This window comes from Streptomyces hypolithicus (assembly GCF_052934925.1).
Genome location: NZ_CM128811.1, coordinates 503,758 through 528,472, shown reverse-complemented (window position 1 = coordinate 528,472; position 24,715 = coordinate 503,758). Strand labels below are relative to the sequence as shown.

At 71.1% G+C, this 24,715-nt stretch carries 19 protein-coding genes and 2 pseudogenes; 13 read left to right on the top strand and 8 right to left on the bottom strand.

All coding sequences use genetic code 11. From position 1 onward, the window contains the following. The first annotated feature begins 37 nt into the window (after positions 1–37). A complete protein-coding gene (locus ACU6WZ_RS02590) occupies positions 38–772 on the top strand; it encodes a GntR family transcriptional regulator (RefSeq protein WP_447031499.1) in 735 nt (244 codons plus the stop codon). Positions 773–864: 92 nt separating this feature from the next. Here the strand turns inward: ACU6WZ_RS02590 and ACU6WZ_RS02585 are convergent, their stop codons facing one another. The 4 genes from ACU6WZ_RS02585 to ACU6WZ_RS02570 all read right to left on the bottom strand — a co-directional run bounded on the left by ACU6WZ_RS02585 (position 865) and on the right by ACU6WZ_RS02570 (position 6,143). After that, complete coding sequence (locus tag ACU6WZ_RS02585; protein ID WP_447031498.1) at positions 865–1,671, bottom strand: hypothetical protein; 807 nt, start codon at positions 1,669–1,671, stop codon at positions 865–867. 81 nt (positions 1,672–1,752) lie between these two features. Continuing rightward, a complete protein-coding gene (locus ACU6WZ_RS02580) occupies positions 1,753–2,253 on the bottom strand; it encodes an SRPBCC family protein (RefSeq protein WP_447031496.1) in 501 nt (166 codons plus the stop codon). Between the two features lie 458 nt (positions 2,254–2,711). Then, a complete protein-coding gene (locus tag ACU6WZ_RS02575) occupies positions 2,712–4,337 on the bottom strand; it encodes an ISAzo13 family transposase (protein WP_447031495.1) in 1,626 nt (541 codons plus the stop codon). 54 nt (positions 4,338–4,391) lie between these two features. Then, entirely contained in the window at positions 4,392–6,143 is a 1,752-nt protein-coding gene (locus tag ACU6WZ_RS02570) for a PucR family transcriptional regulator ligand-binding domain-containing protein (RefSeq protein ID WP_447031494.1), read from the bottom strand. 320 nt (positions 6,144–6,463) lie between these two features. On the opposite strand from ACU6WZ_RS02570, the gene ACU6WZ_RS02565 reads away from it, so the two are divergent. From ACU6WZ_RS02565 to ACU6WZ_RS02520, 10 genes are all read left to right on the top strand, one after another. Then, positions 6,464–7,354, top strand: coding sequence for an FAD binding domain-containing protein (locus ACU6WZ_RS02565; RefSeq protein WP_447031493.1), 891 nt, complete (start codon positions 6,464–6,466; stop codon positions 7,352–7,354). A 2-nt stretch (positions 7,355–7,356) separates the two neighbouring features. Continuing rightward, a complete protein-coding gene (locus ACU6WZ_RS02560) occupies positions 7,357–7,950 on the top strand; it encodes a (2Fe-2S)-binding protein (RefSeq protein ID WP_447031492.1) in 594 nt (197 codons plus the stop codon). After that, complete coding sequence (locus tag ACU6WZ_RS02555; protein WP_447031491.1) at positions 7,950–10,334, top strand: xanthine dehydrogenase family protein molybdopterin-binding subunit; 2,385 nt, start codon at positions 7,950–7,952, stop codon at positions 10,332–10,334. Before ACU6WZ_RS02560 ends, ACU6WZ_RS02555 begins: the two co-directional genes overlap by 1 nt. 290 nt (positions 10,335–10,624) lie before the next feature. Continuing rightward, positions 10,625–12,091: an NCS2 family permease gene (locus tag ACU6WZ_RS02550; protein WP_447031490.1), complete on the top strand. Its 1,467-nt coding sequence runs from the start codon at positions 10,625–10,627 to the stop codon at positions 12,089–12,091. A 45-nt stretch (positions 12,092–12,136) separates the two neighbouring features. Further along, complete coding sequence (locus tag ACU6WZ_RS02545; RefSeq protein WP_447031489.1) at positions 12,137–13,288, top strand: XdhC family protein; 1,152 nt, start codon at positions 12,137–12,139, stop codon at positions 13,286–13,288. Between the two features lie 27 nt (positions 13,289–13,315). Beyond that, positions 13,316–13,537 carry a hypothetical protein gene (locus ACU6WZ_RS02540; RefSeq protein WP_447031488.1) on the top strand — a complete coding sequence of 74 codons (222 nt, stop codon included), beginning with the start codon at positions 13,316–13,318 and terminating at the stop codon, positions 13,535–13,537. Positions 13,538–13,616: 79 nt separating this feature from the next. Then, on the top strand, positions 13,617–14,843 hold the full coding sequence (locus ACU6WZ_RS02535; protein ID WP_447031487.1) for a glycoside hydrolase family 6 protein: 1,227 nt from the start codon (positions 13,617–13,619) through the stop codon (positions 14,841–14,843). A gap of 277 nt (positions 14,844–15,120) precedes the next feature. Further along, a complete protein-coding gene (locus ACU6WZ_RS02530; protein ID WP_447031486.1) occupies positions 15,121–15,654 on the top strand; it encodes a DUF4383 domain-containing protein in 534 nt (177 codons plus the stop codon). A gap of 53 nt (positions 15,655–15,707) precedes the next feature. Next, a complete protein-coding gene (locus ACU6WZ_RS02525) occupies positions 15,708–16,676 on the top strand; it encodes a TerC family protein (protein ID WP_447031485.1) in 969 nt (322 codons plus the stop codon). A gap of 49 nt (positions 16,677–16,725) precedes the next feature. Then, positions 16,726–16,935 carry a hypothetical protein gene (locus ACU6WZ_RS02520; RefSeq protein WP_447031484.1) on the top strand — a complete coding sequence of 70 codons (210 nt, stop codon included), beginning with the start codon at positions 16,726–16,728 and terminating at the stop codon, positions 16,933–16,935. Positions 16,936–17,022: 87 nt separating this feature from the next. Here ACU6WZ_RS02520 and ACU6WZ_RS02515 read toward each other — a convergent pair. Then, a pseudogene (locus ACU6WZ_RS02515) lies at positions 17,023–19,025 on the bottom strand (serine/threonine-protein kinase). Positions 19,026–19,243: 218 nt separating this feature from the next. On the opposite strand from ACU6WZ_RS02515, the gene ACU6WZ_RS02510 reads away from it, so the two are divergent. Beyond that, on the top strand, positions 19,244–20,761 hold the full coding sequence (locus tag ACU6WZ_RS02510; RefSeq protein WP_447031482.1) for an SDR family oxidoreductase: 1,518 nt from the start codon (positions 19,244–19,246) through the stop codon (positions 20,759–20,761). 180 nt (positions 20,762–20,941) lie between these two features. Here the strand turns inward: ACU6WZ_RS02510 and ACU6WZ_RS02505 are convergent, their stop codons facing one another. Together ACU6WZ_RS02505 and ACU6WZ_RS02500 are read right to left on the bottom strand one after the other, a co-directional pair. After that, complete coding sequence (locus ACU6WZ_RS02505) at positions 20,942–21,238, bottom strand: hypothetical protein (RefSeq protein WP_447034339.1); 297 nt, start codon at positions 21,236–21,238, stop codon at positions 20,942–20,944. Continuing rightward, positions 21,216–21,335 (bottom strand): annotated as a pseudogene (locus tag ACU6WZ_RS02500) (SigE family RNA polymerase sigma factor); the annotation flags it as partial. The gene ACU6WZ_RS02505 and the pseudogene ACU6WZ_RS02500, both read right to left, overlap by 23 nt. Positions 21,336–21,630: 295 nt before the next feature. Here ACU6WZ_RS02500 and ACU6WZ_RS02495 point away from each other — a divergent pair. Further along, on the top strand, positions 21,631–23,316 hold the full coding sequence (locus tag ACU6WZ_RS02495; protein WP_447031481.1) for an AMP-binding protein: 1,686 nt from the start codon (positions 21,631–21,633) through the stop codon (positions 23,314–23,316). Positions 23,317–23,526: 210 nt separating this feature from the next. Here the strand turns inward: ACU6WZ_RS02495 and ACU6WZ_RS02490 are convergent, their stop codons facing one another. Further along, positions 23,527–24,423 carry a hypothetical protein gene (locus tag ACU6WZ_RS02490; protein ID WP_447031479.1) on the bottom strand — a complete coding sequence of 299 codons (897 nt, stop codon included), beginning with the start codon at positions 24,421–24,423 and terminating at the stop codon, positions 23,527–23,529. Positions 24,424–24,715 lie beyond the last annotated feature (292 nt).

The window sequence follows — 24,715 nt, the reverse complement described above, 5'->3', positions numbered from 1 at the left end:
TATCGTGCAAGCGGACGACCGGACCGAAGGGACCCGCATGGAGCAGGCCAGAGCGCGCGATACCGGGTGGAGACACGCGCCTGACGTGCGCGTCCCGGCGCAGACCCGGGGCGAGCGCACCCACAGCGACCCCCCGGTCCCGCGCACCGTGCGGCGCCACTCGGTGCGCGGCCAGATCCTGGACGCCCTGCGCGAAGCTCTTGTCAGCGGCGAACTGCTCCCCGGCGAGGTCTACTCCGGCCCGGCCCTGGGCGCCCGCTTCGGCGTATCCGCGACCCCTGTCCGCGAGGCGATGCAGCAGCTGGTGCTGGAGGGCGCCGTCGAGGTGGTACCGAACCGGGGCTTTCGCGTCGCGGTCCGCAGCGCCGTGGAACTCGCCGAGCTCGCGGAAGTACGGTCCCTCATCGAGGTCCCGGTCATGCTCCGCCTCGCCCGTACGGTCCCGGCCGACCGCTGGTGCGCCCTGCGCCCGCCGGCGGAGGCGACCGTGGCGGCGGCGGCCACCGGCGACCGGGGGGCGTACGCCGAATCGGACCGAGCCTTCCACCGCGCGGTCCTCTCCCTGGCCGGCAACCACCAACTCGTCGTCATCGCCGACGACCTGCACCGCCGCTCCCAGTGGCCCCTGCTCGCCGACGACCCCCTGGCCCGCCGCGCGGACCTGCTCGCCGACGCCTCCGAACACCTGGCCCTGCTCGACGCCCTGGCGGCGCAGGACCTGCCAGTGGTCGAGTCCCTGGTCCGTGAACACTTCGCGGGCGCTGACCGCTGACCTCGGACCGCTGACCGCAGACGATCAGGCATGGATGACATGCCACCCCGCGTGCCCGCACGCGCCGGTACGGGCGTCACGCGCGCCGGGTCTTACGCCGCCGCCGGCGGGGAGAGCTGCGCCGCCAGCCAGGTCGGTACGCCGTCCAGCAGCCGGAACAGGCGGCCCGCCTCGGCCCGCAGCCGGGTCGCCTCCGGTTCCGGTTCCGCGTCGGCGAGCGCTGCGAGCGCCGGCGCCGTGCCCACCAGGTAGCCCAGTTCCTCCCGTATCCGCAGTGACTCGGCGAACCCGTGCCGGGCGTCCGTCAACTCGCCCTCGCGCAGGGCGAGTCCGGCCAGGTGCCGCCAGGTGAACGAGAGCAGCAGCGTCTCGCCGTGCGCGGTAGCGCCCGCGTGGGCGCGGCGATAGGCGGCGCGCGCCGAGTCCGGGGAGTTCGAGATGTGCTCAGCGATCAGGCCCCGGCGGAAGTCCAGCAGCGGTCGCCCCGGCGCGGTCGGGGCGAGCAGCGCTGCCGCCCTGCCGAGGGCAGAGCGTGCCTCGTCGGCGCGGTCGCGGGCGCCGAGCACCGTGGAGGCGTACGCGAGCTGGCCGCGTTCGCACGCCGCCGCGCCCCGCTCGTCGTCGCTACGGGCCACCGCCTCCGCCGTGCGCAGCGCGTCCTCAGCCTCCGCCCACCCCCGCTCGGTGAACAGGCAGCGCTCGACGAGCAGCGCGGCCCGCTGGAGCGCGATGGCGGGCGCCGCCGCGGCGCCCCCATGTGGTTCGAGCAGCGCCGCGGCATCGGTCCAGCAGCCACGCGAGCGCAGCCGCCACACCGCGGTCTGGAGTGGGCTTCCGTCCCCTGCGGCCGTTCCGGAACCAGACACGGCGGAATGCGCCACATTGCCCTCCCCGAGCACACCATTGAGCTGTTGAGTAGCGGTTGTGGGCGAATCTCAGCACGGAATGGCACTCCGGGCCAAGGGTTCAGGTGAACGCATTCACAATCGGCCGGTCACGGCGACGAGTTGGCCGAGAGTCGCGGCCATGGCTCCCCGCATCTTCCGGGGGAAGCCCGGCAGCTCGATGACGAGTCGCGGCAGGCGGGCCCGCGACCAGTCGTAGGTGTGCGTGACCCGCGTCGACGAGCCGTCATTCGCGGGTTCCAGCTCGTACCGCCACCGCTGACCACCCACCAGCCGCCGCCCGCCGACCTCGCCCCAGGTCTCCCAGGCGATGAGCCGGTCCTTCTCGTACTCGACGACGACGTTCACCGACCGGTACGACAGCCGGCCCTGGCGCATCCCCATCGAGAAATCGTCGCCCGGTCCCAGCACCCGCGGTCCCTGCGGCCGGCCCCGCAGCATCCCGGATCCGTCCAGCTCGGTGTGCCGGGCCGGCGAGGCGAGCAGCGCGAAAACCTCCTGCGGCGCCGCCCTGACCACCTCACTGACCGAAACCGACCGCTTCTGCCCCGGACTTGTACCGCTGCCGCCGCTCACGAAAGTTCCCTCCGTCAGTTCCGCAATCCATGAACGGTGGATCAACCTAGCAATGCAGCGAGGTCCCTCACAGGTCGCTGCCGCGCATAGTGCCAGGAGGGGCCCTAGCTTGAGATTTAACCTCCGGATTCGAACAGCTCCGACCAGCCCTTCCTGCCGCAAGAGCAGGCTCCGCAGCACAGCCGGAAATCTAAGCAAGTCGGGATAAACGGTGCGCATGCTGGTCCGTGAAGCCGACTTGCGGTCGTGTTCGAGCGGCGAGGTTAAATCTCAAGCTAGGAAGTGTCTGACAATTCCCCGCGGCGTCGCGACGCCCGGCACGCACGCTCGCAGCGTTGCCGAAAAGTCCTGGTAGCTCCGCTACGAGGACTGTCCGGAGCCTTGCGATCGCACGCACCGGACGCCGCTCCTTGACCCACGGGGAATTGTCAGACGCCCCCTAAGGGGCTTGCAGATCATTAACGCGTTGTTTTGATCTTGCTGTCGGTGCCGATCTGGGCCTGGACTCGGGCCTGGCGGGCATCGAGGGTCGTGGGCGGGGTTGTCGCGGGTGGGATGGTGATGCCGCGTGTCTCGAGTAGTCGTCGGTTCTTGAGGAGAGTGCGGTGCATGGCGGTGCGGCTGGTGCCGAACAGCACGGCGAGGGGTTCCGCGGCCAGGGCTGCCCGTAGGTGGAGGACGGTGGCCAGTACCTGTTCGGGGAAGGCCAGCCGGGGCGGGCGGCCGCGCCGGGTATCGCCGTCCGGGGCCAGGGTCTCGGTGAGGTCGATGAGTTGCCGGCGGGTCATCCCGGTCAGTGTGGGATCGGAGAGCAAGGCCTGATCCCACTCCGACTCCGGCGTCTGCGGGGTGCGGGCCGCCGGGCTTAGCGAGGATGGCTGGGGGTGCAGGGCATAGTTCCAGTCGCCGTGGAAGGCATGCCGGGTCAGCGGCAGGGCGGCCATGTCCGCGTCTTTGATGCGGACTCCGGTCGGGTAGGTGTTGGTGTCCAGCTCGGCCGTCACTCTCAGTCCGGTGCGGGTGGTGGTCGCAGAGATGGATTGCAGGATGACGTCGTGGCTGGTCAGCGGGCGACCGCTCCAGTTCATGGTGATGTGCGAGAAGAGCCGGTGCTCGATCTTGTTCCATTTCGATGTGCCAGGTGGTAGGTGACAGACGGTGATAGTCAGCCCGCTTTCGGCAGCGAGCCGGGCCAGCTCTAGCTTCCAGGCTCGGGTGCGGTAGCCGTTGGATCCGCCGGCGTCGGCAGTGATCAGCAGCCGTGTCGCCTGCGGGTAGGCAGCCTGGCCCTGACCGAGCCACCAGCGGCGGATCGATTCCACCGCGAACGCGGCGGTGTCGTGATCGGTGCCGACATTGACCCAGCCGGTGTTCGCGGTCAGATCGTAGATCCCGTAGGGGACGGCTTTGCCCAACTGCGCGTCGGCGAAATCGTGGACGCTGACCGGGACAGGCTCACCGGCGGGACGCCACTGGCGGCCGCTGTTCTTGAACTCGCCGACGAGTTCTTTCTTCTTGGTGTCCACACTGATCACCGGCTGCCCAGTGTCCCCGTACTCACGGGCCTGCTCATTGAGGTAGCGGAACTGCGCGTCCCGGTCCGGGTGCTGCTTGCCCTCCAGGGCCTTGACGTTTGCTTGCAGGCTGAAGCCTTCCTCCCGCAGCAGGTCGCCCACGGTATCGGCGCTAATCCGATGCCCGGCCCGGGCCAGTTCCGCCGCGAGCGTGCGGGTCGACTTCACAGTCCACCGCAGCGGTGACATGGGATCGCCCCGCTCGTCGGGCTCGACCAACGCCAGCAGTGCCGGCCGCAGCCGCGGATCCAGATCGGCGACCCGTTTGCGTCCTCCGCCGGGACGCCGGACCCGTCCCAACGGCTCCTCGCCGGACTCCAGCTCGAGCACGCCATTGCGGACCGTCGTCTCGCTGACCTGGGCCGCTCGCGCGACAGCACGGATACCACCGTGCCCCAGCAGCCGTGCCTCGGTCCCCATCAGCAGCCGCCGCTGCCGCTCGTCCAGATGTGGGAACAACACCGCGAACTTCGAGGAGAGTTGGTCACAGATCTCGTCCGGGATACGCATACCACACCAACGAGTCCCAGGACGGGAAGCAACACCTTGATGATCTGCAAGCCCTTAGCTCATCCTCAGGGCGAGGAAGAAGTCCAGCTTGTCCTCCAGGCGCGACAAATCACGGCCCGTCAGCTGCTCGATGCGGCCCACCCGGTAGCGCAGGGTGTTGACGTGCAGGTGGAGGCGGGCCGCGCAGCGGGTCCAGGAACCGTCGCAGTCGAGGAACGCTTCGAGGGTGGGGATCAGTTCCGCACGGTGGCGCCGGTCGTAGTCGCGCAGTGGGTCGAGCAGGCGCGCGGTGAAGGCCCGGCGCACGTCGTCCGGTACGAAAGGCAGCAGCAGGACGTGCGACGCCAGCTCGTGGTGGCCGGCCGCGCAGACCCGGCCCGGGCGGGCCGCCGCGACCCGGCGTGCGTGCCGGGCTTCCTCCAGCGCCCCGCGCAGGCCCTCCGCCGAGTGCACGGCCGCGCTGACACCGAGGGTCAGCCGGCCGTCGTCGGCGAGGCCGCCGGAGAGCGGGGCGCGTACCGCCTCCAGGAGTACGTCGGCGTGCAGACCGGCGCTGGAGGCCGACATGCCGCCCTCCGCAGGGGCACTCTCGACGTCGTCCGTCTCGTCGGCCGTGACCGCCGGCAGGGGTACGAGTGCGATCGCCTCGTCGCCCGCGTGTGCCACCGCGAGCCGGTCCGAGGAGTCGCAGCCGGCCACCGAAGGGTCGACCAGGATCTCCTCCAGCAGCGTCTGAGCGACCGGTCCGCCCTGGATCGCGACGGCCGGGGTGGCTGACCCGGCCGGGACGCCGCCAGCGCTCTCCTGCCATTCGACGCGGGCCACGACGACCTGCCAGTGCGGCGCCGAACCGAGGCCGGGGAGCAGCACCGGTGCGGCGACCCGCAGGCGGGCCGCGATCTCGGCGGGGGCCGCCCCCGTCTGGACCAGCTCCAGTACCTCCTGGGCGAGCCGGCGCCGTACCGTACGGGCCGCGTCCCGCCGGTCGCGTTCGACGGCGATCAGCTGGGTCACCCCCTGGAGCAGGTCGAGGCGCGCCGCCGGCCACTCGCCCGCGTCGGCCTCCACGGCCAGCAGCCAGTCGGAGAGCACGCTCTCGCGCACGTCGCGGGACGCCGCAGCGGCCCCCGCGGCGCGCACGGCGGCCCTGACGGGGAACAGCGAGTACGTCGTCCCGTCGATGGCGGTCCGGTACGGCGCCCGGCGCCCGGTGCGGCTCGCGGCCAGGTGTTCGCCCGCCAGCGCCGCGCGCACGGCCGGCGGCAGCGGCGCGCCCGCGCCGGCGATCTGGCGGCCGGTGGGGGACAGCACCCAGGCCCGCAGGTCCAGGTCCGAGGTGAGCAGGTCCAGCACCACGTCGGGGCCGCCGCCGGTGGGTCCCGACGTCATCAGCCTGCGGTGTCGGTCGACGACGGCCGCCAGGTCACCGGCGCGCTCGCCGGACACCTGGCGCACCACGTGTTCGGTGATGGTCGCGAAGGCGACGGCCTCGCGGACCGCGAAGAGCGGCAGCCGGTGGCGTACGCACGCGTCGACCAGGTCGCCGGGGATGGCGCCCAGCTCTGCCTCGCCGGCCGCGAGTCCGGCGACGCCGGCGCCGGCCAGGATACGTACGAACGGCTCGGAGTCCTCGGCGGTGCGCCGCCACGCCAGGCCGGTGAGCACCAGCTCGCCGCCCGAGAGGTAGCGGCTGGAGTCCCGCAGGTCGGTGGTCATCACACCGCGCACGGTGCGGTCCAGCTCGTCCTCGCCGCCGAGCAGCCGCAGGCCAAGCGCGTCGGTCTCAAGCAGTGCGCGCAGCCGCATGGGGTCGCCGCCGATCTGTCTCTCGTTGTTGCCGGGGGTGCACGGAGGGTGCGCTTGCTGTTTCCAGAACAAGACGCCGGGGTTGCCGATGGTGGTCTTTCGTTCGAATCTACAAGACGTGGGCGAGGACCAGCCAATTCCTTCATGGTTTCGGTGACTGCACCAGGCGGGAGCCGGGCTTGTGTACTGGGGCCACGCCAGATGAACAGCACGTGAACGAGCCAGATCGACCTGATCGGCCAGATCCACCACATTCCAGGGCCGGCGGTCTTCAGCCCCAGCGATACGCGAACAACCTCGATTGAGTAGAAGAGAGCCTCATGGACTTCCTTCGCCCCGCCAGCTGGGAGGAGGCGCTCGCCGCCAAGGCTGAGCACCCCACTGCTGTGCCCATCGCGGGCGGTACAGATGTCATGGTCGAGATCAACTTCGACCACCGCCGCCCCGAGTACCTCCTGGACCTGAACCGCATCGCCGAACTGCGCGAGTGGGAGGTGGGTGAGGAGGCCGTACAGCTCGGCGCTTCTGTCCCGTACACCCAGATCATGGACCACCTGCGGGCGGAACTGCCGGGCCTCGCGCTCGCCGCCCACACGGTCGGATCGCCCCAGATCCGCAACCGCGGCTCCGTCGGCGGCAACCTCGGTGCCGCTTCTCCGGCCGGCGACTCGCACCCCGCCCTGCTGTCAGCGGGCGCCGAGGTCGAGGCCGAGTCGGTGCGCGGCAGCCGTCTCATCCCGGTGGAGGAGTTCTTCACGGGCGTGAAGCGCAACGCGCTGGAGCCGGACGAGCTGATCAGGCGCGTCCACGTCAAGAAGGCCGACGGGCCGCAGCAGTTCTCCAAGGTCGGCACCCGTAACGCCATGGTCATCGCGGTCTGCGCGTTCGGTATCGCGCTGCACCCCGATACCCGCACGGTGAAGACCGGCATCGGCTCGGCCGCCCCCACGCCGCTGCGGGCCCGCGCCGCCGAGGACTTCCTGAACGCCGCGCTCGACGAAGGCGGATTCTGGGAGAGCGGAAAGATCATCACCCCGTCGATCGCCAAGCAGTTCGCGAACCTCGCGTCCGGCGCCTGCAACCCGATCGACGACGTGCGCGGCACGGCGAAGTACCGCCGTCACGCGGTAGGCATCATGGCCCGCCGCACGCTGGGCTGGACCTGGGAGCAGTACCGCGGCACGGGCCGCACGCTTGAAGGAGCTGCATAGCAATGCGCGTGAACTTCACGGTCAACGGCCGTAAGCACGAAGCCGACGACGTATGGGAGGGCGAGAGCCTGCTCTACGTCCTGCGTGAGCGCATGGGCCTGCCCGGCTCGAAGAACGCCTGCGAGCAGGGCGAGTGCGGCTCCTGTACGGTCCGCCTGGACGGCGTCCCCGTCTGTGCGTGTCTCGTCGCCGCCGGCCAGGTGGAGGGCCGCGAGGTCGTCACGGTCGAAGGCCTCGCCGACTTCGCCAAGCAGCGCGAAGAGGGCTGCGCCACGGGTGCCTGCGGTGGTACGTCCGTTCAGGCCGCCCAGCAGTGGCAGGCCCGCCCTTCCGACCGGGGCACGGACTCGCAGACCGGAGAGGGCGAGGAGCTCGCTCCGATCCAGCAGGCGTTTATCGACGCCGGCGCCGTGCAGTGCGGTTTCTGCACCCCGGGTCTGCTGGTTGCCGCCGACGAGCTCCTTGAGCGCAACGCCGAGCCGTCCGACGCGGACATCCGCGAGGCGCTCTCGGGCAACCTGTGTCGCTGCACCGGCTACGAGAAGATCCTGGACGCGGTCCGCCTCGCGGCCGCCCGTCAGGAGGAGACAGTGTGATGGGCGTCACGGGTTTCCCCACCCACATCAAGCAGGGCACAAGGACCAAGGGCGGCATCGGCGAGTCCACACTCCGCCCCGACGGCACCCTGAAGGTCACCGGCGAGTTCGCGTACTCCTCGGACATGTGGCACGAGGACATGCTCTGGGGTCACACCCTGCGCTCCACCGTCGCGCACGCCGAGATCAAGTCGATCGACATCGCGGAGGCACTCGCGATGCCGGGTGTCTACTCCGTACTGACGTACGACGACCTGCCCACCGAGGTGAAGACCTACGGCCTGGAGATCCAGGACACCCCGGTGCTCGCCCACGGCAAGGTCCGCCACCACGGCGAGCCCGTCGCCCTGGTCGCCGCCGATCACCCGGAGACCGCGCGCCGCGCCGCTGCCAAGATCAAGATTGAGTACGTCGAGCTGCCCGTCATCACCGACGAGGCCTCTGCGACCGCCGAGGACGCGATCCTGATCCACGAGGGTCGCGTCGACCACCACATCGGTCACGTCCCGCACCCCAACATCGTGCACCGCCAGCCGATCATCCGGGGCAACGCCGACGAGGCCGCCAAGCGCGCCGATGTGATCGTCAAGGGCGAGTACACGTTCGGCATGCAGGACCAGGCCTTCCTCGGCCCGGAGTCCGGCCTCGCCGTCCCCAACGACGACGGCGGAGTCGAGCTGTACGTCGCCACCCAGTGGCTGCACTCCGACCTCAAGCAGATCGCCCCGGTCCTCGGCCTGCCCGAGGACAAGGTCCGCATGACGCTCTCCGGCGTCGGCGGTGCCTTCGGTGGCCGCGAGGACCTGTCCATGCAGATCCACGCCTGCCTGCTGGCGATCCGCACCGGCAAGCCCGTCAAGATCGTCTACAACCGGTTCGAGTCCTTCTTCGGACACGTCCACCGGCACCCGGCGAAGCTCTACTACGAGCACGGCGCCACCAAGGACGGCAAGCTCACGCACATGAAGTGCAAGATCGTCCTGGACGGCGGCGCGTACGCGTCGGCCTCCCCGGCGGTCGTCGGCAACGCCTCCTCGCTGAGTGTCGGCCCGTACGTCGTCGAAGACGTCGACATCGAGGCGATCGCGCTCTACAGCAACAACCCGCCCTGCGGTGCCATGCGCGGCTTCGGTGCGGTGCAGGCCTGCTTCGCCTATGAGGCGCAGATGGACAAGCTCGCGGCGAAGCTGGACATCGACCCGGTCGAGTTCCGGCAGATAAACGCGATGGAACAGGGCACCCTGCTGCCGACCGGCCAGCCGTGCGACTCCCCGGCGCCCGTCGCCGAGCTGCTGCGCCGCGTCAAGGCCATGCCGATGCCGCCCGAGCAGCAGTGGCTGGCCGCCGGTGAGCAGGCCGACGTACGGGCCCTGCCTGGCGGTCTGTCGAACACCACGCACGGCGAAGGCGTCGTACGTGGTGTCGGATACGCGGTCGGCCTCAAGAACGTCGGCTTCTCCGAGGGCTTCGACGACTACTCCACCGCCCGCGTGCGGATGGAGGTCATCAACGGTGAGCCGGTCGCGACCGTGCACACCGCGATGGCCGAGGTCGGCCAGGGCGGCGTCACCGTCCACGCGCAGATCGCCCGCACCGAGCTGGGCGTCACGCAGGTGACGATCGCCCCGGCGGACACCCAGGTCGGCTCGGCCGGCTCCACGTCCGCTTCCCGCCAGACCTACGTCACCGGCGGCGCGGTCAAGAACACCTGCGAGAACGTCCGCGAGAAGGTCCTGGAGCTGGGCCGGGCCAAGTTCGGCTCGTACCACCCCGCCTGGGCCACCGCCGAGCTGCTGCTCGAAGGCGGCAAGGTCGTCACCGACGGTGGCGAGGTACTGGCCGACCTGGTCGACGTACTCGAAGGCGAGTCGGTCGACCTGGAGCTGGAGTGGCGCCACCGGCCCACCGAGGCGTTCGACCTGGTGACCGGCCAGGGCAACGGCCATGTCCAGTACTCCTTCGCGGCGCACCGCGCGGTCGTGGAGGTCGACACCGAGCTCGGCCTGGTCAAGGTCATCGAGCTCGCGTGCGCCCAGGACGTCGGCAAGGCGCTCAACCCGCTGTCCGTCATCGGCCAGATCCAGGGTGGCACCACCCAGGGCCTGGGCGTCGCGGTCATGGAGGAGATCATCGTCGACCCGAAGACCGCGAAGGTGCGCAACCCGTCCTTCACGGACTACCTGATCCCCACCATCCTCGACACGCCGACCATCCCCGTCGACGTACTCGAACTGGCCGATGACAACGCGCCGTACGGACTGCGTGGCGTCGGCGAGGCCCCGACCCTCTCCTCGACTCCGGCCGTCCTCGCGGCGATCCGCAGCGCGACGGGTCTGGAACTCAACAGGACGCCGGTACGACCCGAGCACCTCACCGGCACCTGATCCCCACCCAGCCCCCCTGGGCGGTGCCGTGCCTCCAAGGAACGTCACACTTCCCCGCCCGCGCCGCCCAGGGGTCCCCAGCCGCACCGCTCGCGGCGCTCACAGAAGCACCTAGGTACCGAAGCACAGAAGAGCCGAAGCACCGAAGCACCGAAGCACCGAAGATTTCCCGTTCGTTGAACCCGTTCGTCTCGGGCCGTCCCCCGGGTCGTGCAGCCATCGCAGCATCCCAAATCCCGCGTCACCAATCTCCAAGCGGGTGCCCCTTTGAACCTTGGGAGACAGGCATCATGACCCAGCAGTCCACAGAGCCGCAGACCACGGCGGAGACGGCCGGCGCGGGTACGCGCCAGCCCGCCGGCCGGTCCTGGCTCGACCGGTACTTCCACATAACGGACAGAGGATCCACCGTCGCGACCGAGGTCCGCGGCGGCGTCACCACCTTCATGGCGATGGCGTACATCCTGCTGCTCAATCCGCTCATCCTCGGCGGCGAGGACGTGGCCGGCAACGTCCTGAGCCAGCCCGCCCTCATCACCGCGACCGCCTTCGCGGCCGCGGCGACCACCCTGCTCATGGGCTTCTGGGGCAAGGTCCCGCTCGCCCTCGCGGCCGGTCTCAGCGTCTCCGGTGTGCTCTCGTCGCAGGTCATCCAGGTGATGACCTGGCCGCAGGCCTTCGCCATGTGCGTGGTCTACGGCGCGATGATCTGCCTGCTGGTGGTCACCGGCCTCCGCGAGCTGATCATGAACGCGATCCCGCTCGCCCTCAAGCACGGCATCACCATCGGCATCGGCCTCTTCATCGCGCTGATCGGCCTGGTCAAGGCCGGATTCGTGCACAAGAACCCCGCGCTCGGCGGCGGTCCCGTCACCCTGGGCCCGGCCGGTGAGCTGGCCGGCTGGCCCGTCCTGATCTTCGCCGTCACCCTGCTGCTGATCTTCGCGCTGCAGGCCCGCCACATCCCCGGCGCCATCCTGATCGGCATCGTCGCAGGCACCGTGATCGCGGCGATCCTCAACGCTGTCGTCGACATCCCGTCCAAGGCGTGGTTCTCCGGCGCGCCGGAGTTGGGCGGCAGCGCGGTCTCCGCACCGGACTTCTCGCTCATGGGCGAGGTGTCCTTCAGTGGCTGGGGAGATGTCGGCTACATCACCATCACCATGATCGTCTTCACTCTGGTGCTGGCCGGCTTCTTCGACGCCATGGCCACCATCATCGGTGTCGGCAGCGAGGCCAACCTCGCCGACGACAAGGGCCGCATGCCGGGCCTGTCCAAGGCGCTGTTCATCGACGGCGCCGGCGGTGTCATCGGCGGTGGCGCCGGCGGGTCCGGGCAGACCGTGTTCGTCGAGTCGGCGACCGGTGTGGGCGAGGGTGCCCGTACGGGCCTCGCCTCGGTGGTCACCGGCCTGTTCTTCGCCGCCTGCCTCTTCTTCACCCCGCTCACCGCGATCGTGCCGCAGGAAGTCGCCGCGGCGGCCCTGGTCGTCATCGGCGCGATGATGATGCAGAACGCCCGCCACGTCGACTGGTCCGACCGCGCCGTGGCGATCCCGGTGTTCCTCACCGTGGTCCTGATGCCGTTCACGTACACCATCACCACGGGTGTCGCCGCCGGTGTCATCTCCTACGTCGTCATCAAGGTGGCGCAGGGCAAGGCCCGCGAAGTGGGCGCCTTCATGTGGGGCCTCACGGCGATCTTCATCGTGTACTTCGCGATCCACCCCATCGAGTCCTGGCTGGGCGTCGGCTAGGCAGGCCGCGTAAGCCCTCCACACACCCCCAGAAGGAGACAAGTCATGCTGGACATCGCCGAAGAGCTGGACCGGTGGGTCGAGCAGGGACGCGACTTCGCCGTCGCCACCGTCGTGGCGACGAACGGCAGCTCGCCCCGGCAGCCCGGAGCGGCCCTCGCGGTCGACTCGGACGGCACGGTGATCGGCTCCGTCTCCGGCGGGTGTGTTGAGGGCGCGGTGTACGAACTGTGCCAGGAGGCACTCCAGGACGGCAGGACCGTCCTGGAGCGCTTCGGCTACAGCGACGAGGACGCGTTCGCCGTGGGCCTGACCTGCGGCGGCGTGATCGACATCCTGGTCACCCCGGTCCGGTCCTGCGCCCCGGGCAGGGCCGTCTTCGCTGCCGCCCTGGCCGGCGCCGCACGGGGTGAGACGGCCGCGGTCGCGCGGATCACAGACGGGCCGGCGGACGTCATGGGCCGCGCCTTGCTCGTACGCCCCGACGGTTCGTACGACGGCACCCTGGGCGGCCACCGCGAGCTGGACCGCACGGCGGTGGGCGAGGCCCGCGCCATGCTGGACGCGGGGCGCACCGGCACGGTGCTCATCGGCGAGGACGGCTCGCGCTGCGGACAGCCCCTGACACTGCTGGTCGAGTCGAGCGTCCCCGCCCCGCGCATGATCGTGTTCGGCGCCATCGACTTCGCGTCGGCGCTGGTGCGCGTCGGCAAGTTCCTGAACTACCACGTGACCGTGTGCGACGCCCGGCCCGTCTTCGCGACCGCCGCGCGCTTCCCGGAGGCGGACGAGATCGTCGTCGACTGGCCGCACCGCTACCTCGCGTCGACCGAGACGGATGGCCGCACGGTGCTCTGCGTCCTCACCCACGACGCGAAGTTCGACGTACCACTGCTGGAACTGGCGCTGCGGCTGCCGGTCGCGTACGTCGGCGCGATGGGCTCCCGGCGTACCCACCAGGACCGCAACAAGCGGCTGCGCGACATCGGGGTTTCCGAGCTCGAACTTGCCCGCCTGCACAGCCCCATCGGCCTCGACCTCGGCGCGCGTACGCCCGAGGAGACCGCGCTGTCCATCGCCGCGGAGATCGTAGCGGCCCGGCGCGGCGGCACCGGTGTCTCCCTCTCGGGCGCCCACACCCCGATCCACCACGACGGCCCGCGCAGCCCGACGGGGCGCATCAACTCGGTGGCGTGAACGCCGCGCGCACATAAACTGACCCACGTGAGCCACCCCCACGCCCCCTGCGCCACCGCCGCTGCCGCTGCGCGGGCGGTGTGCGCGGGGCGGGCCGGTGCCCGTGGCGCCGCAGCCCGGGGGTCCGTGGTGCCGATCCGGTTGGGCGGCCCAGCGCCCCACCTGCTCCGGTTCGGCTTCGGCGCTCGTCGCTCCCTGCTCATACGCACCGTGGTGCCCCGGCCGAGCGGCCCGCGCTCCGCGTTGTGACGTCTTGTGACGCGTTGTACGCGTGGTGTCGGGCGCTCCCACCCCGCCCACCGCGTATGAGCGACAACGGAGCAGCCCCGTGCGCAACACCACCACCGCCCTCACCCTGACCGCGCTGGCCGCAGCGCTCCTCCTCGGAGCGCCCGCCGCCGACGCCGACGACACCCCGGTCGGCGGCGGCTCCGGTGGCGCCCGCCTGTACGCCCCGGCCGCCAACCCCGCGGCGTACGACCAGGCCGACGTACTCGACCGTGCCGGGCGCCCGGAAGACGCCGGCGACATCCGCGCCATGGCCCGCACCCCGCACGCCGTCTGGCTTGCCGGGCAGACCCCCGCCGAGGTCCGCGCGGAGACCCGGGGCGTCGTGCGGGATGCGGCCCGGCGACGGGAGCTGCCGACGCTGGTGCTCTACAACGTCCCGGGCCGTGACTGCTCCCTGTACTCCGCCGGCGGACTGGGCGACAGCGAGGCCTACCGGGACTGGATCGACGCCGTGGCGCACGGCATCGGCGGCAGCCGCGCGCTGGTCGTCCTCGAACCCGACGCGCTCGCCTTGATCCCGGCAGACTGCCCCGGCGGCGGCGGCGGCGGCGGCGAGGAGAAGGCCAAGGCCGTTGCGACCGCCGCGCGTTACGCCCAGGTCAGCGACGCCGTCGACACGCTCGCCACACTGCCCCGCACCAAGGTGTACGTCGATGCCGGGTACCCGGCGTGGCACAGCGTCACCAGCATCGTGCCCCGCCTGATCAAGGGCGGTGTCGGGCAGGCCACCGGCTTCGCGGTGAACGTCTCCAACTACAGCGTCGACAGTGCCAACGCCTGGTACGGCAGGCTCATTTCCTTCTGCCTCGCCCATGTCGCGGACGCCGGGAAGCCGGCCGACTGCCCGGACCAGTACACGCCGCGAGCCGACGCGCAGCGCTGGCTCGACCGCCACAAGCGCCTCGCACCCGACGGCATGGCCCACTTCGTCACCGACACCAGTCGCAACGGCCGCGGGCCGTGGACCCCGCCCGCCGGCAAGTACGCCGACGCGCAGGACTGGTGCAACCCACCGGACCGCGGCCTCGGGGTCCGCCCCACCACCCGCACCGCCGACCCGCTGCACGACGCCAAGCTGTGGATCAAGACGCCCGGCGAGTCGGACGGCCAGTGCCTGCGCGGCACGAAGGGGCCACGGGACCCCGAACGCGGCACGCTCGACCCGAAGGCCGGCGAATGGTTTCCGCAGCAGGCACTGGAGTTGGTGCGGTTTTCGAATCCCGCGCTCGGCGCACCGGCGCACGGGAGGGACGATCGCGGGTAACGGCCTGGTGCGCGATAGGGGGTGGATCAGCCCGCGGCGTCGGATGCGGTGCATCGGAAGGCGGCGGAGCGTCCTCATAGCGGAGCTATCAGGGCGTTTCGCCAACGCGGCGAGGTGCCGTAGCCGGCGTCGCGGGCCCGTCCCCTCTCGCGCACCAGGCCGTAACCACGCCCGGGGCGTTGCCACGGAGGCAGCCGCCAGCTACGCCAGCTGACCCGGCGCGGGGTAAAATCGTGCTGTCTGTCCTGAAACGCTCCAGCGACGGAGGAGGGCACAGATGGCCACTGGTCACGTGCAGCGCACTGATCATCGCGCCGCCCATCGCGCCGCCCCCAATCTTCGGCACGCACGCATCGCCCTGGACGAACACCTGCCCGTCGACCACCGCCTCAGCCTCGTCTACCGCATCGGGGCAGGCCTCATGGGGCTCTTCCTGATCGTCTTCGGTGTCTTCGGGCTGTTGGACCAAGTCGGTTTCTTCGACACCGGCGGCGACAACATGATGGGGCTCAACACCAACGGGGCGCTCAGCGTCCTGTCCATCCTGATCGGTCTGCTCCTGCTGGCGGGCACCCTCATCGGGGGCAACTTCGCCTCGACCCTCAACCTGGTCCTCGGCGTGGCGTTCCTGGCCAGCGGGTTCATCAACCTCGCGCTGCTCGACTCCGACTACAACTTCCTCGCCTTCCGGATGGGGAACGTCGTGTTCAGCTTCGTGGTGGGCCTGCTGTTGATGACGTTCGGGATGTACGGCCGGGTCTCCGGCGGCCTCCCGCACGACAACCCCTACTGGCGGGCGCGTCACTGGTAGCGCGCGGCGCCCGCAGAACCGCACCGTAGGCTCGTACCCGAGAGGCGTCCGCCGTGCTCGATGTGCCGCTGTGGCTGTGGGGGGCGTTCGCCGCGACCGTGGTCGTGGCCCTGGCGGTGGACCTGCTGGCCCACCGCAGCGCCCACGTCATCGGCTTCAAGGAAGCCGCGCTGTGGAGCGCGCTGTGGGTCGGCCTCGCGCTGACCTTCGCCGGGGTCGTCTTCGTGGAACTCGGCGCGACGGCGGGAACCGAATACACGACCGCCTGGCTGCTGGAAAAGAGCCTGTCCGTCGACAACCTGTTCGTTTTCGCGTTGATCTTCGCGTATTTCAAGGTGCCCCGCGCTTATCAGCACCGGGTTCTTTTCTTCGGCGTCATGGGCGCCCTGGTGTTCCGGGGGATCTTCCTGACGCTCGGCGTGGCCGTCGTCAGCCGGTTCACGGCGGTGCTGTTCGGCTTCGCCGCGGTGCTGTTCTGGAGCTCGTACAAAATCCTCAAGGGGGAGGAGGAGAGTTTCGACCCCGGCAAGAGCTTCGCCGTACGGCTGCTCCGCAAGGTCATTCCGGTTCGTGACGAGTACGCGGGGATGAAGTTCTTCGTCAAGGAGGCGGGGCGGCGGGTGGCCACCCCGCTGCTCGCCGTGATCGCCGCGATCGAGGCCGCCGACCTGATCTTCGCTGTGGACAGCGTCCCCGCGGTGCTCGCGGTCAGCGACGACGCCTTCATCGTCTATACGAGCAACGCCTTCGCCATTCTCGGCCTCCGGGCCCTCTATTTCCTGCTCGCGGGGCTGCTGGACCGGTTCCACTACCTGAGCAAGGGCCTGGCGATCATTCTGTCCTTCATCGGCGTGAAGCTCATCCTGCAGGCGTCACACAAACTGATCAGCACATCGATTCCGGAGATCCCCTCGCCGCTGAGTCTCGGCATCATCGTCGTGGTCCTCACGGTGTCCGTCGTGCTCAGCCTTCGGCGCGCCCCTGCCGAACCGGAGAAGCCGGAGAAGCCGCAGAATCCGTAAAAGACTTTACCGACTGTTGTATGTCCCTTCGTTGGCCTAACGTATATGTATGGCCAGCAAAGAGCGTGACACCAAGCCGCAGGCCGAACACATCTGTCCGGTCTGCAAGCAAATCCTCCCGACCGAAGTCCACCGCCACAAGACTCTCGGCATGTACGTGCCGATCTGGCGCCCCGGACCGTGCCAGAACCCGGACTGCGGGTCGTACGACGAGGCGCACACGCCAGCGGAGCACAGGAAGCCCAACGCCCACGCGTGAGCGCCGGGAGCCGTACGCCCCGGCCCTGTCCCGAGCTCCCTCCGGCGTCACGGAAGGAGCCCGGGGGCGCGCTGCGCAGCGCGGGTGTCACTCAGCGCCGAGTTCGCTGAGCGTCTCCCCGTCCCGCAGCCGCGCGCGCACCTCCGCGCGCGCGTCGTCCGCGGCGGGCACGGCCAGCGTCGGGCCGGTGCCGCTCGCCTCCACTTCGCCGCTCACCCGGATCGCGGTGATCTCCCGGCTGCCCGCGGCGAGCAGGTACCTGCGCCCCGACTCCGCCGTCCAGCGCGTGCTCGCGACGAGATGCTGACCGAAGCGGCTGCACGCGGCGGTGGAGCGGGCGCGCGCCACGACCTCGGCCGGTCGGGCGGGAGCCGTCGCGGGCATACGGAACTGCACGAGGACGTTGCCGGGACCACGCCAGGTGGAGGCCCGGGTGCAGGACCACACCGCCCGCCCGCCGCCGGGCAGGTTCTGCTCGGCGAAGTCCCAGATGTTGACGGCTCGTACCCCCGAGCCCCGCAGCTCTTCGAGGCCGCACGCCGACCGGGCCCACGTCAGCAGCGCCGCGCCGCCCGTCGCCTCACGCGGTTGCCGGGCCCGGGTACCGGGCCCCGGCAGCGGTGTGTACGTCAGGTGTACGGGCGCATGGTCGCCGAGGTCGGTGACGAGGAAGGCGTGCTTCTCCACGATGCGTTCGGACGAGCGAAGCTGCAGCACGGGCCACGCGTCGCAGGGAGCCGCGTCGTCCGGGCTGTCCACCGCACTCGTGATCCCATCACCGGACACGTTCAGGGGGCGCCCGGGGGAGTCGGGCCGCAGCAGGTCGCGGGTCTGCGACTCGGCGATCCAGGGAGCGACGAGATACCGGGCCCGGCCCCGCGTGCGGCTGACGACGAGCGCGGCGGCAGTCGTCACGTCGGCGTTGTCGGCGCGGGCGAAATCAAGGGTCGGGCGGCCACCCGGCGTGAGCGGCTCGCTGTAGCGGACGGTGTGCTCGCCGCCGTGGAAGAGCACCACGGCGCGGCGGTCGATCTCGCCCGCGTACAGCAACCGAGTGGACTGCCGCGGCGGACCCGTGGTGGCCGCCGACGCTGTGGTGGCCGCTCCGCGTGCTGTGCCGCGCGGGTCCGCCCAGGCATCGAGCGCCCGTCCGAGGAGGGCCTCGTCAAAGGTGCGCCCGCCGCGGGCCGGCCACACCGTGAAGTCGACCCTGGAGGTGTCGGCCCAGGCGTCGCCCGGCGCGCGTACCAGTTGGTCAGGGGCGAAGGCAGCCACCGGCAGGGGGGTCCGCGAGGCGGGTGCGGGCGTACCGGATGAGCCCGAGACCGTCAGGATCAGCGCGGGGCCACCGCGGCGGCCGCCGTGGCCACCCACACTCCCCGCAGGCGGCGCCGCCGCCGCAGCAGATCCGTCGGCCGGGTCTGCACGGAACACGCGTCGAACTCCCGTGACTCCGCGAGCGCTTCGGCGGCAGGACCCGCCGTGGAGTCCAGACGCCGGGCCGTTCGCAGCGCCTCCTTGGGGCGCTTTACGCCCGCCGCCGTCAGGAGCCGTTCGGTCTCCGCGTCGCCGAGACCGTCCAGACGGCGCAGTACGAACGCGGCACGGGCGGCGGCCGGCACCTTCGACAGCGCGTGCCCCAGGACGACTTCGTCCGCCCCGCCCGCCCGCGGGAACAGCCGCAGCCCCCACACGACGGGCAGCGCGGGCCGCAGCGCGCGCGGCGACGGCAGCGACCCTGGCCACCCCCACGGCGTGCGCTCGTACGCCAGGGCGGAGCGCAGCACCCGCTCCAGCACCCACGCCGCCTCGGGGGCCGGTGCGGGCCGCTGCGCGGGCAGCGCCCGCGCCCCGGGCGCCGGTGCTGCCTGTGGTGACTGCTGCGGCCTGCCCGCGTCGCGGATGCCGGGCAGGGCCCGCTGCGTCAGTGAATGGGCGACGAGGACCCGCCGGTGTCGGCTGAGGGAGGGTGGCAGGGTCAGGTAGGCGAGTCGGGCGAGTCGGGTGTACTGCTCGACGAGGGCGGCCTCGGCCCGGAGGAGGCCGGTCCGCCCACTGCCATTCGCGCGTTGCCCAGGGGATGGGGACATGGATCGAAGATCCTTCCAACGAATGAGACGTTGTCCGTGTCCCTCCGTCAAACGAGTGATTCCTGCGATGGTCACAAGCGGTGGGCGGGGAGCCGGGCAGGTGGCAAGCGTGCGCCGGGCAAGCGTGCGCCGGGCGACCGTGCGCGTACGAACGAGCACACATCCAGCCCCTCCGGACGCAGCGCCGACGCAGCCCGGACGAGAGACAGGACACCGACATGAGCCTGGACGAGACCCCGAGCGAGGGCGGCGCGCAGCCGCTGTACTGCCTGGTGACCGGGGCGACGGGGTACATCGGGGGCCGCCTGGTGCCCGAACTGCTCGCAGCGGGCCACCGGGTGCGCTGCATGGCCCGGACACCCGGCGCCCTGCGGGGCCACCCCTGGGCCGGCCGGGTGGATGTGGTGCGCGGCGACGCGACCCGGGCGGACACGGTCGGCGCGGCGATGCGCGGCATCGATGTCGCGTACTACCTGGTCCACGCGCTCGGCAGCGGATCCGGCTTCGAGGACACGGACCGCGAAGCCGCCCGGATCTTCGGTGAGCAGGCCCGCGCCGCCGGTGTGAAGCGCATCGTCTACCTGGGCGGGCTCACGCCCCGTGGCGTCGCGGAGTCGGACCTCTCCCCGCACCTGCGCTCGCGTGCCCAGGTGGGCCGGATCCTGCTCGGCTCGAAGGTCCCGACCACGGTGCTGCGCGCCGCCGTCATCATCGGCTCGGGCTCCGCGTCGTTCGAGATGCTGCGCTACCTCACCGAGCGGCTGCCGGTCATGGTCACCCCCAGCTGGATCGCGACCCGGATCCAGCCGATCGCCGTACGCGACGTACTGCGCTACCTCGTGGCCAGCGCGCGGATGCCGGACGACGTGAACCGGGCCTTCGATCTCGGTGGCCCCGACGTCATGACGTACCGCGAGATGATGCGGCGCTACGCCCAAGTCGCCCGGCTGCCGCACCGGCTGATCCTGCCCGTACCGATGCTGTCGCCGGGCCTGTCGAGCCACTGGATCGGCCTGGTCACGCCCGTACCCCGGCGGATCGCCCGCCCGCTCGCGGAGTCCCTGCGCCACGAAGTGGTCTGCCACGAACACGACATCGCCCGGTACGTGCCCGACGGGCCGGGGCGGCCGCTCAGCTTCGACACCGCGCTGTCGCTCGCCCTGCAACGGGTCAAGGACGCTCAGGTGACCACCCGGTGGTCGTCGGCCTCGCTGCCGGGCGCGCCCAGCGATCCGCTGCCCACCGATCCGGACTGGGCGGGCGGCAGTCTCTACTCGGACCGGCGCGAACTGGCCGTGGACGCCTCACCGGAGGCGCTGTGGCGGGTCATCGAGGGAATCGGCGGGGACAACGGCTGGTACTCCTTCCCTCTCGCCTGGGCCGTACGCGGCTGGCTGGACCGGCTGGTCGGCGGGGTGGGGCTGCGCCGCGGGCGGCGGGACGCCGAGCGGTTGCGGGTCGGCGACTCGCTGGACTTCTGGCGGGTGGAGGAGATCGAGCCGGGCAGGTTGCTGAGGCTGCGGGCCGAGATGCGGCTGCCGGGGCTGGCGTGGCTGGAGTTGCGGGCCGAGCCGGGCAGTGACGGGCGTACGACGTACCGGCAGCGGGCCCTGTTCCACCCGCACGGCCTGCTGGGCCACGCCTACTGGTGGAGCGTGTCGCCGTTCCACACCGTGGTGTTCGGCGGCATGGCCCGCAAGATCACGCAGACGGCGGTCAAGGCCGGCCACACGTAGTGACGGCCGCACGTAGTGACGCCCGCTCGTCGTGACGGCCGCACGCCTCAGGCGTCGGCGGCAGCGTCGCCGGCCGGGGCCGCAGGGGGTGATCTGGCTGAGGACGCACAGCCAGCGGCCGCCCCGCCGCGCGTACGGCCCAGCCCAGCCCGGCTCAACCCCACCCCGGCCCTGGCGACGTCAGGCGGTCCGTTTGAAGTCCCCTCGCACCGTGAACGCCCCGTCCGCTGTCCGCGCGCGTGCCTCGTACGTGTCGTCGTTGGCGTCCCGGCCGTCCGTGGCGTGGTTGTGCTGCCCGGCGAAGACGTGTTCTCCCGCCGGCACCTTACGACCGCTCTTGAGCGTCCAGCGGTAGACGAGCACGCCGTCCTGCTCGCGGACGGTCAGGGCGAAGTCCGCGTCCGGCAGCGACTGCCAGGTGCCGGTGGTCTCGACTCCGCCCGTCTGCGCCACGCGCGGCCAGGTCGTCGGCCGCATCCGGCTCACCGGTCAAGAGGTGCGCGAAGCGGGCGAGTTCGGCGTAGTGACGCTCGAAGAACGCGTGGAACTCGTCCGATCCGTGGTCAACGACCATGCCCGAGGTCGCCTCTCGCTCTTCTGTCCCGTGCCCGTGCCCCACACCCGTGCCCACGCCCGCCCGAGCGGGAAGCGAGCATAACCGGCCCCTGCGAACGCGGTGCCGTCAGCCGGCGCTCAGGGCGTCCCGGCCGAGGAAGCCGGTGATCGCCGGGGTGAAACCCGGGAACGCCGCCACCGTCACCCCGGACGTCCGGTTCGGCGTCTTCTCCGCAGCGCACGGGTAGTGGCTTCCCGAAGCGACGCAGCGACCCGGCAATGGACCGGGCCGCCCGGCAACGCACGGAGGAAACATGACGGCACAGGACGCCACCCAGGAGTTCCGGGCGGCCCGGGATTTCCTGCTCCAGCACCGGGAGGACTATACGACTGCGTACGAGAACTTCGTCTGGCCGCGCCCGGAACGGTTCAACTGGGCGCTCGACTGGTTCGACCGCATCGCCGAGGGCAACGACCGGGTCGCCCTGCACATCGCGGAGGAGGACGGCCGGCGCACCCAGGTCTCCTTCGCGCACATGTCGGCGCGCTCCGCGCGGGTCGCCAACTGGTTCCGCGCGCAGGGGGTCGGACCGGGTGACCGCATCCTCGTCATGCTCGGCAACCAGGTGGAGTTGTGGGAGACGGCGCTGGCCGCGATGAAGCTGCGCGCCGTCGTCGTCCCGGCGACGCCGCTGCTCGGGTCCGCCGATCTGCGCGACCGGGTCGAGCGCGGCCGGGTCCGGCACGTCGTGGTGCGGGACGAGGACGCGGCGAAGTTCGACGACGTACCCGGTGAGTACACCCGTATCGGCGTCGGGGGCGGGGAAGGCGCCCGGGACGGCTGGACACGGTACGACGGCGCGGACGCGAGCCCCGACGGCTTCGAGCCGGACGGGCCGACCTCGGCCGACGACCCCTTGATGCTCTACTTCACCTCCGGTACCACCGCCAGGCCCAAACTCGTCGAGCACACCCATGTGTCCTACCCCGTCGGCCACCTGGCGACGATGTACTGGATCGGGCTGCGGCCCGGCGACGTCCACCTCAACATCTCCTCGCCGGGCTGGGCCAAGCACGCCTGGTCGAACCTCTTCGCCCCGTGGAACGCCGAGGCCACCGTCTTCATCCACAACTACACCCGCTTCGACCCGGCCGCGCTGATGGCCGAGATGGACCGCGCCGGCGTCACCAGCTTCTGCGCCCCGCCCACCGTGTGGCGGATGCTGATCCAGTCGGACCTCGGCCTGCTGCGTACGCCGCCGCGCGAGGTCCTGGCGGCGGGCGAGCCGCTCAACCCCGAGGTCATCGAGACCGTACGGCGCGAATGGGGCGTGACGATCAGGGACGGCTTCGGGCAGACCGAGACGTCCGTGCAGGTGGCCAACACCCCTGGTCAGCGGCTGCTTGCGGGCTCAATGGGGCGGCCCAGCCCCGGCTTCGTCGTCGAGCTGCTCGACCCGGTGACCGGGGAGCCGGGGGTGAGCGAGGGCGAGATCTGCCTCGACCTGTCGGCGGCTCCGGTCGGCCTGATGGCCGGCTACCACGGCGATCCCGAACGCACGGCGGCGGCGATGGCCGGCGGCTACTACCGGACCGGCGACATCGGTTCGCGCGACGCGGACGGGTACATCACGTACACCGGCCGGCGCGACGACGTGTTCAAGGCCTCCGACTACAAGATCTCCCCCTTCGAGCTGGAGAGCGCGCTGCTCCAACACGAGGCGGTCGCGGAGGCGGCGGTGGTGCCCGCGCCGGACCCGGTGCGGCTGGCGGTGCCGAAGGCGTACGTCGTCCTCGCGCAGGGGTGGGAGCCCGACGCGGACACGGCGAAGCTGCTGTTCGAGCACGCCAGGTCGGTGCTCGCGCCCTACCAGCGGATCAGGCGGATCGAATTCGCCGAGCTGCCCAAGACGGTGTCCGGCAAGATCCGCCGGATCGAGCTGCGCGAGCGCACGGCGAAGGGCTCGACGGCGGAGTACGACGAGGGCGACCTGCGCTGACCGGATTCAGAAGCTGTTGTCCCACTCCCGCTGGATCAGCTCGGGGCGTCTGGTGCGGTCGATCGCAAGGCGCCGGAGTGTCCTCAGGTGGGGTCTCCCCTGCTCGAACGGAGTTGAGAGCTTGGGGAAGGAGCTATTAGGGCATTTCGGCAACGCCGCGAGCGGTCGTGCCAGGCGTTCCGAGCTCAGCGGGAGTGGGACAACAGCTTCTCAGGCACCTGTGCTGATCAGGTCGCCCGCGGGGCGGTTCACCGGTTGCGGCGTACCGGTGAGGTCCATGACGAAGAGCGGGACGCCGAGTGTGTCCGCGCGGGCGCGGGCGTCGTCGGCGTACCCGGCGAGGGAGAAGAACACGCCGATCCCGGAGGCGCTGAGGCCGTTCAGCCACAGGCACTCCACATCGCGCAGGTTGGCCGGACGGGTCGTCGGGTCGACCTGCGCGACCAGGCCAGGGGCCCGCAGGTCTATGCCGGAGGCTGGGCGCTCGGGGGACTGCATGATGTCGCGGAACCCGAGCCACTTGAGGTAGAGGGCGGCCGCAGTCACCGCGTCCCGGGCGGTTCTGATGGTCATCGGCCGAAACCGCGGGCGCGGCGCAGCGGCGGCGTCCGGCAGCGGACCGGTTGCGGACGCGGAATTCCCGGGCGGGTGCGCCGACGCGGGTCCGGGGGTCGGTCCGGGCCGTGCGGGGGCCGTCGGTTCGTGGCCCGGCTGATGGCGGGCCCGCCCCTGCACAGGCCCGGCAGGCCCGTATGCCTGGCCGGGTGCCGGCTCCGGCGTGGGCGTGGGCGTGGAAGCCGACGTGGACGTGGACCGGCGGTCCGGTCCCTGGGCCGGCGAGCGGGGCACCGGTCGTACCGGAATGCGCAGGACCGCGCCGCAGGCGCAGCCCAGTTCGGGCTGGGGCCACTGGTCCTGGCGGCCGCACGCGCCGCAGCGCACCGTGACCCAGGCGTCGGTCCAGGTGCGGTGCGTGATCCGTTCCGGAGTGGCGCCGCGGGACAGTGGCGGGGCCAGCGGTTCGCCGCACGCGCACGGGAAGACCGGCGCCTCGAAGGAGTGCGTCCGGCGGCAGACCGGGCAGCGCACCGGCACGTTCTCTCCCATGACCGTCCCCCTCCGGGCCGGATCACCGGCAGCCGTCATGTGACTGCGGTACGTGGCCCATGGTCCACCAAGAGCGACGCCTTGGGGAGGGACTTCGGGCATTGCCGCCGGGCACTGCCGCGTGGACTCCGACATGGGCTCCGGCATGGCCTCCTGCGTGACCCCGCCGTGGACCCGCTCTTGACGCATCAACGACCTCACCCTAGATTGCTTCCGTATAGCAGAAACAAACTTTCGCATTATGGAATAGACGCTCACCGGCTCGCACCGGTGAGGTCACTCCGACTGGCCG

Bases quoted from the DNA above. Each gene is read 5' to 3' on its own strand.
- ACU6WZ_RS02530 (WP_447031486.1), top strand. From the start codon at position 15,121: ATGGCCACTGGTCACGTGCAGCGCACTGATCATCGCGCCGCCCATCGC.
- ACU6WZ_RS02560 (WP_447031492.1), top strand. From the start codon at position 7,357: ATGCGCGTGAACTTCACGGTCAACGGCCGTAAGCACGAAGCCGACGAC.
- ACU6WZ_RS02545 (WP_447031489.1), top strand. From the start codon at position 12,137: ATGCTGGACATCGCCGAAGAGCTGGACCGGTGGGTCGAGCAGGGACGC.
- ACU6WZ_RS02505 (WP_447034339.1), bottom strand. From the start codon at position 21,238: ATGCGGCCGACGACCTGGCCGCGCGTGGCGCAGACGGGCGGAGTCGAG.
- ACU6WZ_RS02510 (WP_447031482.1), top strand. From the start codon at position 19,244: ATGAGCCTGGACGAGACCCCGAGCGAGGGCGGCGCGCAGCCGCTGTAC.
- ACU6WZ_RS02590 (WP_447031499.1), top strand. From the start codon at position 38: ATGGAGCAGGCCAGAGCGCGCGATACCGGGTGGAGACACGCGCCTGAC.
- ACU6WZ_RS02575 (WP_447031495.1), bottom strand. From the start codon at position 4,337: ATGCGTATCCCGGACGAGATCTGTGACCAACTCTCCTCGAAGTTCGCG.
- ACU6WZ_RS02490 (WP_447031479.1), bottom strand. From the start codon at position 24,423: ATGGGAGAGAACGTGCCGGTGCGCTGCCCGGTCTGCCGCCGGACGCAC.
- ACU6WZ_RS02495 (WP_447031481.1), top strand. From the start codon at position 21,631: ATGACGGCACAGGACGCCACCCAGGAGTTCCGGGCGGCCCGGGATTTC.
- ACU6WZ_RS02555 (WP_447031491.1), top strand. From the start codon at position 7,950: ATGGGCGTCACGGGTTTCCCCACCCACATCAAGCAGGGCACAAGGACC.
- ACU6WZ_RS02565 (WP_447031493.1), top strand. From the start codon at position 6,464: ATGGACTTCCTTCGCCCCGCCAGCTGGGAGGAGGCGCTCGCCGCCAAG.
- ACU6WZ_RS02520 (WP_447031484.1), top strand. From the start codon at position 16,726: ATGGCCAGCAAAGAGCGTGACACCAAGCCGCAGGCCGAACACATCTGT.
- ACU6WZ_RS02570 (WP_447031494.1), bottom strand. From the start codon at position 6,143: ATGCGGCTGCGCGCACTGCTTGAGACCGACGCGCTTGGCCTGCGGCTG.
- ACU6WZ_RS02550 (WP_447031490.1), top strand. From the start codon at position 10,625: ATGACCCAGCAGTCCACAGAGCCGCAGACCACGGCGGAGACGGCCGGC.